Source organism: Burkholderia cepacia (assembly GCF_001718835.1).
GTDB classification, from domain to species: Bacteria; Pseudomonadota; Gammaproteobacteria; order Burkholderiales; family Burkholderiaceae; genus Burkholderia; species Burkholderia cepacia_F.
On sequence record NZ_CP013444.1, the window covers coordinates 801655 to 815959 of the forward strand.

Annotated in this window: 14 protein-coding genes; 9 read left to right on the forward strand and 5 right to left on the reverse strand. The window is 67.6% G+C overall.

Annotated features, from left to right (window positions below):
- The first annotated feature begins 149 nt into the window (after window positions 1-149).
- The gene (locus tag WT26_RS23920; protein ID WP_069271013.1) at window positions 150-659 is read left to right on the forward strand and encodes a hypothetical protein; all 510 of its coding nucleotides are present in this window, start codon (window positions 150-152) and stop codon (window positions 657-659) included.
- Window positions 660-776: 117 nt separating this feature from the next.
- On the opposite strand, the gene WT26_RS23925 is transcribed toward WT26_RS23920, so the two are convergent.
- The 4 genes from WT26_RS23925 to WT26_RS23940 form a co-directional block, all read right to left on the reverse strand.
- Window positions 777-1829 carry an AI-2E family transporter gene (locus tag WT26_RS23925; RefSeq protein WP_069274104.1) on the reverse strand — a complete coding sequence of 351 codons (1053 nt, stop codon included), beginning with the start codon at window positions 1827-1829 and terminating at the stop codon, window positions 777-779.
- A gap of 486 nt (window positions 1830-2315) precedes the next feature.
- Window positions 2316-2900, reverse strand: a complete 585-nt coding sequence (locus WT26_RS23930) for a YSC84-related protein (protein WP_069274105.1) — start codon at window positions 2898-2900, stop codon at window positions 2316-2318.
- A 51-nt stretch (window positions 2901-2951) separates the two neighbouring features.
- Window positions 2952-3335 carry a DUF883 family protein gene (locus WT26_RS23935; RefSeq protein WP_069274106.1) on the reverse strand — a complete coding sequence of 128 codons (384 nt, stop codon included), beginning with the start codon at window positions 3333-3335 and terminating at the stop codon, window positions 2952-2954.
- 188 nt (window positions 3336-3523) lie between these two features.
- Window positions 3524-5419, reverse strand: coding sequence for an ExeM/NucH family extracellular endonuclease (locus tag WT26_RS23940; protein ID WP_155774691.1), 1896 nt, complete (start codon window positions 5417-5419; stop codon window positions 3524-3526).
- A 282-nt stretch (window positions 5420-5701) separates the two neighbouring features.
- Here WT26_RS23940 and WT26_RS23945 point away from each other — a divergent pair, with 282 nt between their 5' ends.
- The 8 genes from WT26_RS23945 (at window position 5702) to WT26_RS23980 (ending at window position 12603) form a co-directional block, all read left to right on the forward strand.
- A complete protein-coding gene (locus WT26_RS23945; protein WP_069274107.1) occupies window positions 5702-6055 on the forward strand; it encodes a YciI family protein in 354 nt (117 codons plus the stop codon).
- Window positions 6056-6184: 129 nt separating this feature from the next.
- The gene (locus WT26_RS23950; protein WP_069274108.1) at window positions 6185-6607 is read left to right on the forward strand and encodes a YciI family protein; all 423 of its coding nucleotides are present in this window, start codon (window positions 6185-6187) and stop codon (window positions 6605-6607) included.
- A gap of 26 nt (window positions 6608-6633) precedes the next feature.
- A complete protein-coding gene (locus tag WT26_RS23955; RefSeq protein ID WP_069274109.1) occupies window positions 6634-7050 on the forward strand; it encodes a VOC family protein in 417 nt (138 codons plus the stop codon).
- Window positions 7047-8315, forward strand: coding sequence for an RNA polymerase sigma factor (locus WT26_RS23960; protein WP_069274110.1), 1269 nt, complete (start codon window positions 7047-7049; stop codon window positions 8313-8315). The genes WT26_RS23955 and WT26_RS23960 overlap by 4 nt, the downstream gene beginning before the upstream one ends.
- A gap of 164 nt (window positions 8316-8479) precedes the next feature.
- On the forward strand, window positions 8480-8902 hold the full coding sequence (locus WT26_RS23965) for a rubrerythrin family protein (RefSeq protein ID WP_027791020.1): 423 nt from the start codon (window positions 8480-8482) through the stop codon (window positions 8900-8902).
- 118 nt (window positions 8903-9020) lie between these two features.
- Window positions 9021-10358 carry a heterodisulfide reductase-related iron-sulfur binding cluster gene (locus WT26_RS23970; protein WP_059521939.1) on the forward strand — a complete coding sequence of 446 codons (1338 nt, stop codon included), beginning with the start codon at window positions 9021-9023 and terminating at the stop codon, window positions 10356-10358.
- Between the two features lie 34 nt (window positions 10359-10392).
- Complete coding sequence (locus tag WT26_RS23975; protein WP_069274111.1) at window positions 10393-10974, forward strand: DUF3501 family protein; 582 nt, start codon at window positions 10393-10395, stop codon at window positions 10972-10974.
- Window positions 10975-11646: 672 nt separating this feature from the next.
- Entirely contained in the window at window positions 11647-12603 is a 957-nt protein-coding gene (locus tag WT26_RS23980) for a transposase (protein ID WP_069274112.1), read from the forward strand.
- A 94-nt stretch (window positions 12604-12697) separates the two neighbouring features.
- On the opposite strand, the gene WT26_RS23985 is transcribed toward WT26_RS23980, so the two are convergent.
- The gene (locus WT26_RS23985) at window positions 12698-14224 is read right to left on the reverse strand and encodes a mannose-1-phosphate guanylyltransferase/mannose-6-phosphate isomerase (RefSeq protein WP_069274113.1); all 1527 of its coding nucleotides are present in this window, start codon (window positions 14222-14224) and stop codon (window positions 12698-12700) included.
- Window positions 14225-14305: the final 81 nt, after the last annotated feature.

The following is a 14305-nucleotide window of genomic DNA, read 5'->3' on the forward strand; positions in this document are numbered from 1 at the left end:
GACGGTGTCTGTATTGTCCGATCTCGTTTTCGGACTCGTCCGATATGTTGTCTCGACGTTTCTCCCTAAAGTGAATGCCGACATGCAAGGCGGCATGACCCGTGCGTCACGCCGCCGTTTCCGGATGAACGGCAAGGGAGAGGCGACAGATGCAGGCAGCGCGGCAGCGGGAAGCAACGGCGATCACGAACGCAACGGGCGCAACCGGTGCGGTATCGCGCAACCGCACGCTGTGCGCGCTGCTGGCGGGCATGTGCGCCGCGCTGTTCGCATCGGGGGCAGGTGCGGCCGGGCAGGTGAGCTTTTCCGGCGCGCTCGTCGCGCAATACGACGTCACGCTCGCGGCGCCGTCCGTCGCCGTGAGCGAACGGGCAGCCGATGTCGATGTACGGGACGCTTCAGTGGCGGTGACGTTCGATGCGCACGACCGGCGCTTGCCGGGCGCGCGCATCGTGCTGGCCGATGTGCTCGGCGTGCCGTTGGGGCAGCCGGAAGCGTTCGGCGTGCGCGCGACGTGGCGCGATGCGGCCAGCCGGCGGATCGTGCCGCCGCGCGCCGACGGCGCGTATCGGGTCGGGCCGCATGGCGGAACGATGACGGTTGCGGCGTCGGATGCCGGTGCGGCCGGGCCGATCGTGATGAAGATTCTTCATCCGTGACGGGCGGAACTCGCCCGTATTTCCCGGCCCGGATGTGGATATTGCATTGCGCGGCCTGTCATTCGCAACCGGCCGGCGATAATGTGACGCAAGCCGCGCCCGCGGGCGCGGCTTGCGTCACTCGGCTTGTTCGGCGCGTGCGTAGATGTCCCAGCTCGCCATGAACAGCGCGGCGACGAGCGGCCCGATCACGAAGCCGGTGATGCCGAACAGCGCCATCCCGCCGAGTGTCGAGATCAGCACGACCCAGTCCGGCATCTTCGTGTCCTTGCCGACGAGGATCGGGCGCAGCAGGTTGTCGACGAGGCCGATCACGCCCACGCAGAACGCGACGAGGATCGCGCATTTCCACACCGCGCCGATCATCAGGAAGTAGAGCGCGGCCGGCACCCATACGAGGCTCGCGCCGATCGCGGGCAGCAGCGACAGGAACGCCATCAGCGCGCCCCACAGCACGACGCCTTCGATCCCGAGGATCCAGAAGATCAGGCCGCCGAGCGCGCCCTGCACGAGCGCGACCGCGATGTTGCCTTTCACCGTCGCGCGCACGACCGTCGTGAACTTGGCCAGCAGCAGGTTCTTGTGCTCGTCGTCGAGCGGCAGCGCGCGGCGCACGCGTCGGCCGATCTCGCCGCCGTCGCGCAGCAGGAAGAACACCATGTACAGCATCACGCCGAAGCTCACGACGAACTGGAACGTGTTCTGGCCGATGCTGAGCGCCTGGGTGGCCGCGAGCTGGCTGATCTGCGCGGCGCCGTCGGTCAGTTTCTTCTGGATGCCCGGGATGTTGGTCAGCCCGTACTTCTGCAGCAGGTGCTGGATCGACGTCGGCAGCGCGTGGATGATGTCCTGGAAGTACTGCGAATAGTTCGGCTGCGCGGTCTTGATTTCTTGGTACACGTACGCGATTTCCTGCACGAGCGTCGCGGCGACGAACACGAGCGGCAGGATCACGATCAGCACGATCAGCGACAGTGTCACGAGCGCGGCCAGGTTGCGCCGTTTGCCGAAGCGTGCGGCGAGCCACCGCTGCACGGGCTGGAAGAGGATCGCGAGTATGGTGCCCCAGAACACGGCGCCGGAAAACGGCGCGAGGATCCAGCAGAGTCCGACGGTGACCGCGGCCAGCAGGAAATAGAAGAATTTTTGGTGGTCGTGTCCGCTATCCATGGTGGCAACCGCGTGAGGGTGAAATCCGTCGGCCCGGCGTGTCCGGGACGGCCCGAACCGGAGTATGCCCGCAAAGGCGCGGAAGTCATAGTTGCCGCGGACGGCGTGCGCATGAAAACGCCGCGGGCTAGGGCCTGTTCACGCTAATAACGGGCTTGCGAACGTGCCTTTCCGCCCGCAGACTTAAAGATACAAGGAGGCGCAATAGCCGTAGCTATTGCAACGACGAACGACGCCGCCATGCGGGCGGAAAGGCACGTTCCCCTGATCTTGAAAATTCATTCGTGGGGGCCGGCCTACGGGGCTGGCCGCCAGAAGGGCCGATCGCCGCGTCATGCTCCTCACGAATACGTCGAGTATTCGCTTCGTCGCATTCCTTGCGCTCGGCCCTTCTGGTGGCCAGCGCAAGCCCGTTATTAGCGTGAACAGGCCCTCAGCCAGCGGCGCTGGAGGAACGACGCGGGTGCGGCGCGCGGCCGCCCGGCGTCAGAGGTTGAGCTTCGTGACCTTCGTGCCGTTCACCGACAGGTCGCCCATCAGGCCAGCGTTGGTCAGGACCAGCACCTCGACCGGTGCGGTGGCCGTGTTGGAGTCGACCGCGCCGTTCGCGCCGACCTTCACGACCGCCACCGACGCGTCGGCGCCAGCCGACCAGCCTTCGGACTTGCGGAACGAATCGAGCGCATCCTGCGTCATGAACAGGAACACGATCGCCTTCGACTGCGCGCCGGCCTGCAGGCCGACCGACAGCGACGACGTGTTGTAGTAGCCGACCGTGCTGCCGCCGACGCGCAGCGCGCCGTTGCCGGACTGGCCGCCGACGATGAAGCCGGCCTGCAGCACGCTCGGGAACACGAGCACGCCGCGCGATTTCGCGACGAGTTCACGCGAGCCCGGCACCGTCGAATAGAGGCGCGAGAGCGTCGCGTTGACGCTGGCGTCGATCGACTGGCGCTTCGACGCGCTCGCCGCGGCGGGCGGGCTCTTGTCGGGGGTGGTCGTGCAGCCGGCGAGCGCGAGGCTGCCGAGCAGGACGGCGGCGGCGGCCTGGAACACGAGAGTCTTTCGCATGTTTGTTCTCCTTCGTTGTCGGGTTGGGAACGACGCAATGGCCGATCGGGATCAACGACGAGCAAGGAGCAGGCCCGCAACGAACGCGAGGCCGGCAACGACGCCGGCGGTTTGCCACGGGTTGTCTTGCACGACCTGCGACACGCGTTCGGCGGAATCGCGCAGCCGGGCGGCCGCGGAATGTGATGCGACGTCGAGCGTGCTGCGCGCTTCATCGAGACGCGACTGCACGCGCTTGCGCAGCGCGGCGATGTCGTCTCCATCGTTCTTCAACAAATCCTCGAGTTCGTTGACGAGTTCGCGCAGATCGTCCTGCGTATCCGCGTTCAGGTTACGCGCAGCGGAACGGGTGCTGCGCCCCACGCGGCGTCCGGTGCGACGGATGTCGGACAGGCCGCGGTCCAGCTTGTGTTCGATCGAGTCGGTGAGCGCCATGGTGTTTATCCTCCGTGAACCAAGCAGAATTGAAGACACGAAAAAGTCGCTCCAACTTATGTGATTCGCCCGACGCGGGGGAGTTTCGTCACACGCTTTCAGTTTCGTCGGTGCACGACGCGCGAAGCCCCGCCAGGCATGGCGCGACGGGAGGAGCATTTTTTTTCGCCCGCAGGGCCGGCGTGCAGTCAACGACGCGCGGCCGATTCAGGTGAATCCGTCGCGCAGGTAAAAATGACGGAATTTGTAAGGAATGCAGGTAAATTTAGCCGGCGATGGCCGCAGGCGCGATCCCCGAGCGCGAGATCGATCACGACCGGATCGTGGTCCGACGAGCGGTAGGGGTCAGGCGCGTAGTAGCGCGATTGCTGCTCGCGCGTCTTGTAGCCCGGCGTGTATTGCAGCGCGACCGGTTCATCGGCGTTGATGTGCCAGACGTGCACGGCTTTGACGCGCGCGGTCAGGGCCGGCGTCGCGAGCGCGTGATCGAGGCTGCCGGCCTCGCCGCCAAATACGTAGCTGTACGCGTCGTCGCCGCGAAAACGCGCGACGAGGTTCGCGTAGCCGCGCGATTCGAGCGCGCGAACCGGATCTTCCTTCGCATGGCTGTTCAGGTCGCCGATCAGCAGTACGCCTTCCGCGGTCGCGCCGGTGGGATTACCCGCGAGCCAGCCGGCGATGCGTTCGGCCGCGCGCGTGCGCGCCGCATTCCAGCAGCCCTGGCCGTCCGACCGGTCGAGATCGGCGCCGGTCGCGTTCGGGCAGTTCTTCGATTTCAGGTGATTGACCGCGACCGTCAACGCGCGCGTGCCGCCCATGCGCCGGAATGTCTGCGCGAGCGGCGGACGGTTCAGGTTGCCGATCGCGAGCGTCGCCGCGCGCCCGGCCGGTGCGACCGCGCGGCTGTCGTAGAGCAGCGCGACCGCGATCGCGTCGCCGCCAAGGCGCGCGGCGCCCGGTTCGACCGCGCGCCAGCCTTCGCCAAGCTGCGCGGCGAGACGCCGCACGGCGCTCGCGTCGCCGTGGCCGTTGTTCGCGATTTCCATCAGCCCGATCACGTCGGCACGCAGCGCGCGCAATGCCGCGACGATCTTCGCCTCCTGCCGCGCGAAATCGGCCGGCGTCTTCGCGCCGCGGTTGGCGGGCGCATCGAATCCGCCGCCGTGGCCGTCGCCATTGAAATAGTTGAATACGTTGAACGACACGATGCGTACGTCGGCATCGGGATGCCGCGCGGGCGCGTCGGCGCGAGGATTCGCTGCGCGCTCGAATACCGGCGCGGCCGCACCCGGCACCGGCTGCAGCCGCCACGTGTTGTAGCGGCGCTCGAGCACACCCTCGACGCCGCGCACGGTGTAGCCCGCGCGCAGCGTGTTGGCGGCGCTGAGCGCGGGTGGCGGATAGCGCACGGTCGCGGGGTTCTGCTTGCTCGAGCCGTCGTCGAGGACGATGCGGTTGCGCGCGTTCGCGTCCGCCTGCGCGGCGGCCCGGGCCGGCTCGACGAGATGCGTCGGCGCGCGCAGCCGGCCGTGGCTGAGGACGACGCTGCCGTAGCGGCCGAGTGCGTGGGTATCGCTGACCGTCAGCGTTTGCGGCAGGCGCACGCGCATGCCCGCGTGAGCGGCGAACACGGACGCGGCGTCGACCGGCAGCGTGAGCGTCGCCGGGGTGACGGTCTGCCCTCGTGCGCAGACGGTCACGCCGCCCGACAGCGTGAATTGCGTCTGCCCGTATTTCTCCTCGATCCTGCCGGTCACGTGGACGACGTCGCCGGCCGTCGCGCGCGCCTTCGGTGCATAGACGAACAGGCCCTCCGATACGCCCGGCCGGTGCCGTCGCTGCGCGTCGGCCTGCTGGACGAAAAACCCGCCGAAACCGTCGGCGCCGCCGAAGTCCGCGGTGACGACCGCTTCGATCGAGGTCGTTTGCCCGGCCAGCGGCGACGGGCCTGCGCCGCCCTGAATCGCGGCGATGGGCGTCGCCGCGCCGCCGCAGCCGGCGCTGACCGGCGGCGCGGCCGCGAGCGCCGGGGCGGACGTGACGAGGGAAGCGGCAAGGGCGTATGACGGCAAAGAGAGATCCATGGCGCGACTCGGCTGAAAAAATCGAAAGGTCAGGGTCGCATGGTGACAGGAAGATGTAATGAAGTGGTCGAAATAGGCCGTCCGGACAGGTGTCGGGCGGCGGCCGTCCGGCGGAGAATGGCGCAATGCGGTCGCGTGACGGCGTTCGGGCGTCCGCGCCCGGCGCGATCGAATGGACCGCCGGGCGGCGCCGGCCCGGAATGGCGGGCCATCGATGAAGCGGGCCATGCGGCGTACCCCGCGCCCGCAGCCACACCACCGGACTACCCAGAGGAGAATTTCATGGCGTACATGCTGTTGATTGTCGAGCCGACCGGCCAGCGCGCCGAGCGCACGCTCGACGAAGGCCAGGCGCTGTACGCGCGGATGCAGGATTTCGCGCAGGACCTGAAGGCGCGCGGCGTGCTGCGCGGCGTCGAGTCGCTGGAGCGTTCCGAGCGCGGCACGCGCGTGCAGGTGCGCGACGGCGAGACGCGCCTGCTCGACGGCCCGTTCGCGGAGGTGAAGGAGATGGTCGGCGGCTTCTTCCTTGTCGACGTCGACACCCGCGAGGAAGCGATCGAGATCGCGCGCCAGTGCCCGGCCGCGCAATGGTGCACGGTCGAGGTGCGCGCGGTCGGCCCGTGCTTCCTGTGACGTCGAGCGAATCGTCTTGGTGTTTACCCTGATTCATCGTGCCGTGCGTCGATCCGCCGGCGACTCGCGCGTCGTTCGGATAGGGCGCCGGCGCGCGGCGCCTCCGACCATCGAAACAAGGAGCGAACGATGCGATTCATGATCATGATCCGGGCGAACGCCGTCAGCGAATCCGACGCGTTGCCGGACAACCGGCTGGTCGAAGCCATGACCGTCTACCACGAGGAACTGGCCAAGGCCGGCGTGCTGCTCGACGCGAACGGGCTGCGGCCGAGCGCGCGCGGCTGGCGCGTGCGCTACACGGGCGGCAAGGGCACGGTGATCGACGGCCCGTTCGCCGAAACGAAGGAACTGATCGCCGGCTATACGCTGATCCAGGTGCGTTCGCGCGACGAGGCGCTCGAATGGACGCGCCGGTTCCCCGCGCCGTTCGGCGCCGAAATGGACTGCGAGATCGAGGTGCGGCCGCTGTTCGAGCTCGACGACCTCACGCCGAGCGAAGCGGTCGAGCGGTTCCGCGAGCTTCAGGCCGCCCGCGGCTTCGGCCGCTGAACGCACATTCACGAGGAGCGCAAGCGATGCACAAGCAGATCTTCATCAACCTCCCCGTGGCCGACCTGCCGCGCGCGCAGGCATTCTATGCGGCGCTCGGCTTCGAGCCGGTGCCGGCCTATACCAACGAACAGGCCGCCTGCATCAAGATCAGCGACACGATTTTCGCGATGCTGCTCGTGCGGCCGTTTTTCCAGACCTTCACCGGCAAGACCATCGTCGATCCGGCGACGCAGGTGCAGGCGCTGACGTGCCTGTCGTGCGACAGCCGCGCCGAGGTCGACGCGATCGTCGCGAAGGCGCTCGCGGCCGGCGGCACGACGCCGCGTCCGCCGCTGGAGTATCCGGGCATGTACGGCCATTCGTTCGACGATCCGGACGGCCACGCATGGGAGCTGACGCATATTGCGCAGGACGCTACCGCGCCGGGGCCGGCGTCGTGACGCTCGAGGCGACTCACCGTGCGATCGAAGCGGTCTGGCGGATCGAGGCGCCCAAGATCATCGCGCGCGCCGCGCGCGTGGTGCGCGACGTCGGCGTGGCCGAGGAGCTGGCGCAGGACACGCTCGTCGCGGCGCTCGAGCACTGGCCCGTCGACGGCGTGCCCGACAACCCGGCCGCGTGGCTGATGACGGCCGTGAAGCGTCGCGCGCTCGACCGGGTCCGGCAGGAGTCGCTCCACGCGGCGAAGCGCGACCAGCTCGGCCACGAGATGGACGCGCTCGAAGCGCACGTCGTGCCCGACATCGCGGAGGTGCTCGCCGACGCGAGCGACGACGACATCGGCGACGATCTGCTGCGGCTGATCTTCACGTCGTGCCACCCGGTGCTGTCGACCGATGCGCGCGTCGCGCTGACGCTGCGGCTGCTCGGCGGGCTGACGACGGGCGAGATCGCACGCGCGTTCCTGACGCCCGAGCCGACGATCGCGCAGCGGATCGTGCGCGCGAAGCGCACGCTCGCGGCCGCGCGCGTGCCGTTCGAGGTGCCGGCCGCCGCTGCGCGGCCCGCGCGGCTCGCGTCGGTGCTCGAGGTGATCTACCTCGTGTTCAACGAAGGCCACGCGGCGACCGCCGGCGACGACTGGACGCGCCCGGCGCTGTGCGACGAGGCGCTGCGGCTCGGCCGCGTGCTGGCCGGGCTGGTGCCCGACGAGAGCGAGGTGCTCGGGCTCGTCGCGCTGATGGAACTGCAGGCGTCGCGCATGCACGCGCGTACCGACGCGCAGGGCCGGCCCGTCCTGCTGCTCGACCAGGATCGCAGCCGCTGGGATCCGCTCCTGATCCGGCGCGGCCTCGCGGCGCTCGAACGCGCGACGAAGCTCGGCGGCATGCGCGGGCCGTATGCGTTGCAGGCCGCGCTGGCCGCCTGCCATGCGCGCGCGCGGCAGGCGTCGGATACGGACTGGGCGCAGATCGTCGCGCTGTACGATGCGCTCGCGGAAGTCGCGCCGTCGCCCGTCGTCGAGCTGAATCGCGCGGTGGCCGTCGGGATGGCGTTCGGGCCCGCCGCGGCGCTCGAACTCGTCGACGTGCTGCGCGACGATCCCGCGCTCGCGCGCTATCACTGGCTGCCGAGCGTGCGCGGCGACCTGCTGGCGAAGCTTGGCCGCGCCGACGAGGCCAAGGCCGAATTCCGCCGCGCGGCGGAAATGACGCGCAACGAGCGCGAGCGCGAATTGCTGCTCAGGCGCGCGACGGACGCGTGAGCCCGCCGCCCGGCTATCGTGCGGATTGAAAAAGCCTATTGGGGGATGCCGGCGTCAACGCCTAGATTGAAGAGCACGATGCGCGCGCCGTGGCGCACGCATCGTTCCCCACATATCCACGGCTGGCTCGGCGCTCGGCCGCGCCGGCATGCACGGAGGCGCAAATGGCTCAACTCAAGGGCAGCAAAACCGAAGAGAACCTGAAGGCCGCATTCGCGGGCGAATCGCAGGCGAACCGGCGTTATCTGTATTTCGCTTCGAAGGCTGACGTCGAAGGCCAGAACGACGTCGCCGCGCTGTTCCGCTCGACCGCCGAAGGCGAAACCGGCCATGCGCACGGCCATCTCGAATACCTGGAAGCCGTCGGCGACCCGGCAACGGGCTTGCCGTTCGGTTCGTCGCGACAGAATCTCGAATCGGCGATCGCCGGCGAAACGCACGAATACACGGACATGTATCCGGGCATGGCGAAGACGGCGCGCGACGAGGGCTTCGACGAAATCGCGAACTGGTTCGAGACGCTCGCGAAGGCCGAACGCAGCCACGCGAACCGCTATACGAAGGCGCTGGACAGTCTCGTCGACTGACCCGCGCGGCCGGCGCCCGCCCGCCGTTTGCCGTGCGCCGCTGCTCGCAGTTCACGTGACGCTCGCGTGACGCGGGCGGCGCGCGAGCGCGCGCCTCTTCGTCCCGCTGGAGCGCCCCATGCCTCACAAGGAAGGCAGTCTCGAAGCCCCGACCCGGCATCCGCTCGACTGGCAGTCCGACGCGTTCTACGACCAGGCCGCGATCGACGCGGAAATGACGCGCGTGTTCGACATCTGTGCCGGATGCCGGCGCTGCGTGTCGCTGTGCGGCGCGTTTCCGACGCTGTTCGACCTGGTCGACGACACGCCGATGGGCGATATCGAGGAAGTGCCGAAGGAGGCGTTCGGCAAGGTCGTCGACCAGTGCTACCTGTGCGACCTCTGCTACATGACGAAATGCCCGTACGTGCCGCCGCACGCATGGAACGTCGACTTCCCGCACCTGATGCTGCGCGGCAAGGCCGCGCGCTACCAGCGCGGCGAAGCGACGTTGCGCGACAAGGTGCTGTCGAACACCGACGCGCTCGGCCACTTTGCCGGCATTCCGATCGTCACGCAGGCGGTGAACGCGGTGAACCGCACGCCGCCCGCGCGCCACGCGCTCGAAGCGACGCTCGGCGTCGATCGCCACGCGTGGCTGCCGGAATTCGCGCCGCGCAAGTTCCGGCGCGCGGCGAAACCGTCGGACGGCCTGCCCGTGCGCGACGGCGAACGCACGCCAGGCAAGGTCGCGATCTACGCGACCTGCTACGTGAATTTCAACGAGCCGGGCATCGGCCACGACCTGCTCGCGATCCTCGCGCACAACGACATCCCTTACGAGCTCGTCACGCGCGAAGCCTGCTGCGGAATGCCGCTGCTCGAGCAGGGCAATCTCGCCGGCGTGGCCGCGAAGAAGGCGGTGAACCTGCCCGTGCTCGAACGCTATGCGCGCGAAGGCTATGCGCTGATCGGCGCGATTCCGAGCTGCGTGCTGATGTACAAGAGCGAGCTGCCGCTGATGTTCCCCGCCGACGACGCGGTGCGCGCGGTGGCCGACGCATTCTGGGATCCGTTCGAATACGTGATCGCGCGGCATCGCGACGGGTTGCTGAAGACCGATTTCAAGACGGGCCTCGGCACCGTGTCGTATCACGTGCCGTGCCATGCGCGCGTGCAGAACATCGGCCGCAAGACGGCCGACGCGCTGTCGCTCGTGCCCGATACGCGCGTGAACGTCGTCGAGCGTTGCTCGGGCCACGCGGGCACGTTCGGCGTGAAAAAGGCGTTTCATGCGGACGCGATGCGGATCGGCGGGCCCGTGTTCAAGGCGATGGCCGAGCCGCAGCCGGATTTCGTGTCGTCGGACTGCGCACTGGCCGGCCATCACATCGTGCAGGGCATCGACGACAACGGGCTGCCGGCCGCGCCGCTCGCGCATCCGCTCACGCTGCTGCGCCGCGCGTACGGCATTTGATCCAGATCAATTCCAGATCAACGAAGGACAGCTCATGACGCTCACCCGCGACTCCCTGCTGACGCTCGAAGCGTACGCGAAGATCCGCAAGGCCGAACACGCGCGGCTCGTCGCGTACAAGCGCCGTCGCGCGGTAGCGCTCGGCAACCACCTGCGCTTCCTGTTCGAGGACGAGACGACGATCCGCTATCAGATCCAGGAGATGCTGCACATCGAGAAGATCTTCGACCAGGCCGGCATCGAAGGGGAGCTGGAAGCGTATCTGCCGCTCGTGCCCGACGGCACGAACCTGAAGGCGACGATGCAGATCGAGTACGAGCACGAGGTCGAACGGCGCGCGGCGCTCGCGCGGCTGATCGGTGTCGAGGATCGCGTGTACCTGCAGGTCGACGGGCACGCGCGCATCTATGCGATCGCCGACGAGGATCTCGAGCGCGACAACGCCGAGAAGACGTCGGCCGTGCACTTCGTGCGCTTCGAGCTCGACGCGCCGATGCGCGCGGCGCTCAAGGGCGGGGCGGCGCTGTCGATCGGCTGCGATCACCCGGCCTACGCCGTGCCGGCACGACGCATCGAGGAAGACGTCGCGGCATCGCTCGTCGGAGATCTGCGCTAGCTGCGCGACAAGGCTCGGCATATTGCAAGCGCCTGCGCGCCACTGCATCGAAACATGCAGCGGCGCTTCGCTGCATTCGCATTCCTGCAATGACGCGTGCGGCGTCAGATCCCTGTCACTGTCCGGCGAGAAACAATAAAAAGATTGTGCACAAGGAAAAGTCCAATCAAGTGCAATCGAATGAATTACCGATCGGAAAATATCTTGTTACGAATTTTCCGTGAATTACCGATTTTGAGCCATTGATCCGGTGAATATTACTTGAAGGGGTCTGAACCGTATCGGCAGCGCCGCCGGGCGGGCGCGGCAGGCATCCGGAACAGCCCCGCCAGACGGGGCTTCGCAGGCGGTCGAATAAAGTTCGCGTAAAGAAATTCATCTATAAATTTGATCTTGATCGATCCCATGTTGTTTCAGTGCGTAACATTAAGTCATTGTCATATTGAGATAAACCCTAGGGATGGTATGCTTCGTGCACAAAAATTCCCACATTGGAGTGAGACCGTGATTTGTGCATCATTGCCGCGATTCGCGGCACCGCCTTAGTGCGTGTTGCGATGGCATGCACAACACCGGATAACCATAATGTGCAACCTGGCCGCCCCGCGACGCGATGTGTCGCGACGGCGCCGCCAATCGCAGCCCCGGCCTGGCTGCGTGGAGAGATCTACTATGTTCTTCGATGAGCTTAACGATGAAGAGTGGGTTCGTCTTTCAACGCTGATCGCCGATGAACCCATCCGGCTGAACCGTCGTGGGCGTCCGCGAGCCGAACCGCGCGTCGTCGCGAACGCGGTGCTCTGGATCCTGACGACCGGTGAAGCCTGGTCGAAGCTGCCCGGTCGCTATCCGTCCGGGCCGACGTGCCGTCGCCGTTACGAGGAGTGGCTGGCGTCCGGCACGCTGCTGCAGATGATCGACGTGCTGACCCAGTTCAGCGGGCGCACGTTCGCGTATATCCCGCCGCCGCCGGTGCCGGTCGTGCCCGCACGCCGTGCCGAGCCCGTGCCCGACAACGATCGCTTGCGCGGCGTGTTCTGGCAGAACCCCGAGTCGTGGCAATTGCCGCAATTGCAGGGCATGCAGGCAAACGTTTGGCGTCGCGACGATGCGACGTCGCGCAGCGAAACGGACGTGCCGGCGCAGCCGGCGTTCATCGTGCCCGGCGCGCCTGCCGCCGCCGAGCCGGCCGCGGGCCTGAGCGAGCGCCATCATTCGCGCGCGTCCACCGCGAGCTTCACGACCGAGCCGCAGGTGGACACGTATCGCGGCTATACGATCCGCGGCATCGCGCAGCCCGTGCAGAACCTGATGTATCGCGCGTGGGCCGAGATCTCGCAGGACGACCGGCGCGTCGAGCGTTCGGGTCTCATCGGCCCGCGCTTCACCGATGCCGAGGAAGCCGAGCAGTTCGCGCTCGACTGGGCACGTCAGTGGATCGATCGCCATGGCGCGAGCGACGAACCGGCGCGCGCGCCGCAGAGCGTGCCCGTGCTCGCCGGGCTGTCCGCGCTCGCGCAGGCGGAGTCGGACATCAAGCGCTTCATCGCCGAGCGCCACTCGGCGTCGCTGGCCGACGGCCGCAACGATCCGGTGCAGAGCGACCGGCTCGCCTATCGGGTCGGTTGAGGTCGAGTCCCGCGCGCGGTGCGTTGCGCGCCGCGCGCGATGCTTGCAACAAAGGGCGCTGCCGTCGACGGCGCCCTTGTTCATCCGGCACTCGTCACTGCCGTCCGTAGGTATCGTCGAAGCGGACGATGTCGTCCTCGCCGAGATACGCGCCCGACTGCACTTCGATCAGCTCGAGCGGCATCTTGCCCGGGTTCTCGAGGCGATGCGACACGCCGAGCGGGATGTACGTCGATTCGTTTTCGGACAGCAGGAACGTTTCGTCGCCGCGCGTGATGCGCGCGGTGCCGCGCACGACGATCCAGTGTTCGGCGCGGTGGTGGTGCATCTGCAGCGACAGTCGCGCACCCGGTTTCACGACGATGCGTTTCACCTGGAAGCGTTCGCCCATGTCGACCGAATCGTAGTGGCCCCACGGGCGATGCACCTTGCGGTGATCGGACGCTTCCGCGCCGCGTTGCGCCTTGATGCGCCCGACGATTTTCTTCACGTCCTGCACGCGCGACTTGTCCGCGACGAGCACGGCGTCGGGCGTTTCGACGACGACGAGGTTCTGCGTGCCGACGCAGGCGACGAGCCGGCTTTCCGAATGCGCGAACGTCGATTCCGCGTCTTCGAGCAGCACGTGGCCGCGGCCGACGTTGCCGGCTTCGTCCTTCTCCGAGATCTGCCAGATCGCATCCCACGAGCCGACGTCCGACCAGCCCGCGTCGAGCGGCACGACGACGCTCTCGCACAGTTGCGGCAGGCTCGCGAGCGGCTCCATCACCGCGTAGTCGATCGAGTTCGACGGCGACGCGGCGAATGCGTCGCGATCGACGCGGAAGAAATCGCCGTCGGCCTTGCCCTGGGCGACGGCCTGTTCGCAGGCCGCGTAGATCGCGGGTTCGAGCTGGCGGATCGCCTTCAGCCATACCGATGCGCGCACGATGAAGATCCCGCTGTTCCACCAGTATTCGCCCGATGCGACGTACTGCCGAGCGAGTTCGAGATGCGGCTTCTCGACGAAACGATCGAGGCGGCGTACGTCGAGGCCGCCCGTCGCGGCGTCGCCGAGCGGCGTGCCGACGCGGATGTAGCCGTAGCCGGTTTCGGCGTGCCTGGGCACGATGCCCATCGTCGCGATCCGGCCTTGCTTCGCGCAGTGCACGCCGGCCGCGACCGCGGCGTGAAAGCGCGGCAGGTCGGCCACCGCATGGTCGGCCGGCATCACGGTCATCACCGCGTCGTTGCCGTCGGCGACGAGCCGCAACGCGGCGAGCGTCAGCGCGGGCGCGGTGTCGCGGGCGACCGGCTCGAGCATGATCGACGCGGACTTGCCGGTCAGGCGCAGCTGTTCGGCGGTCGTGAAGCGGTGATCCTCGCCGCAGACGATCAGCACGTCGTCGGCGAGCGGATGATCGCCCGCCAGGCCGTCGAGGCGCAGCGCGGTCGACTGCAGCAACGAATGTTCGCCGAGCAAGCCGATCAGCTGTTTCGGAAAGCGCTCGCGCGACATCGGCCACAGGCGCGTGCCGGAGCCGCCGGCGAGAATCACCGGTTGCACGGCGACGCGCGTGCCGGCAGGCGCGGCGGCGGAAGAAGAATGGCGCGTTTCGGCAGCCACGGCCGGAGCATTCATGATCGCACTCCTCGTTTGATGTCAATGCCTGTCGTTGTAGCATGAAGTAAATCGACAATAAAACCGTGGGGGCTCGTTCGA

Coding starts and splice junctions, on each gene's coding strand:
- WT26_RS23920 (WP_069271013.1), top strand. CDS start 150: ATGCAGGCAGCGCGGCAGCGGGAAGCAACGGCGATCACGAACGCAACG.
- WT26_RS23925 (WP_069274104.1), bottom strand. CDS start 1,829: ATGGATAGCGGACACGACCACCAAAAATTCTTCTATTTCCTGCTGGCC.
- WT26_RS23930 (WP_069274105.1), bottom strand. CDS start 2,900: ATGCGAAAGACTCTCGTGTTCCAGGCCGCCGCCGCCGTCCTGCTCGGC.
- WT26_RS23935 (WP_069274106.1), bottom strand. CDS start 3,335: ATGGCGCTCACCGACTCGATCGAACACAAGCTGGACCGCGGCCTGTCC.
- WT26_RS23940 (WP_155774691.1), bottom strand. CDS start 5,419: ATGGATCTCTCTTTGCCGTCATACGCCCTTGCCGCTTCCCTCGTCACG.
- WT26_RS23945 (WP_069274107.1), top strand. CDS start 5,702: ATGGCGTACATGCTGTTGATTGTCGAGCCGACCGGCCAGCGCGCCGAG.
- WT26_RS23950 (WP_069274108.1), top strand. CDS start 6,185: ATGCGATTCATGATCATGATCCGGGCGAACGCCGTCAGCGAATCCGAC.
- WT26_RS23955 (WP_069274109.1), top strand. CDS start 6,634: ATGCACAAGCAGATCTTCATCAACCTCCCCGTGGCCGACCTGCCGCGC.
- WT26_RS23965 (WP_027791020.1), top strand. CDS start 8,480: ATGGCTCAACTCAAGGGCAGCAAAACCGAAGAGAACCTGAAGGCCGCA.
- WT26_RS23970 (WP_059521939.1), top strand. CDS start 9,021: ATGCCTCACAAGGAAGGCAGTCTCGAAGCCCCGACCCGGCATCCGCTC.
- WT26_RS23975 (WP_069274111.1), top strand. CDS start 10,393: ATGACGCTCACCCGCGACTCCCTGCTGACGCTCGAAGCGTACGCGAAG.
- WT26_RS23980 (WP_069274112.1), top strand. CDS start 11,647: ATGTTCTTCGATGAGCTTAACGATGAAGAGTGGGTTCGTCTTTCAACG.
- WT26_RS23985 (WP_069274113.1), bottom strand. CDS start 14,224: ATGAATGCTCCGGCCGTGGCTGCCGAAACGCGCCATTCTTCTTCCGCC.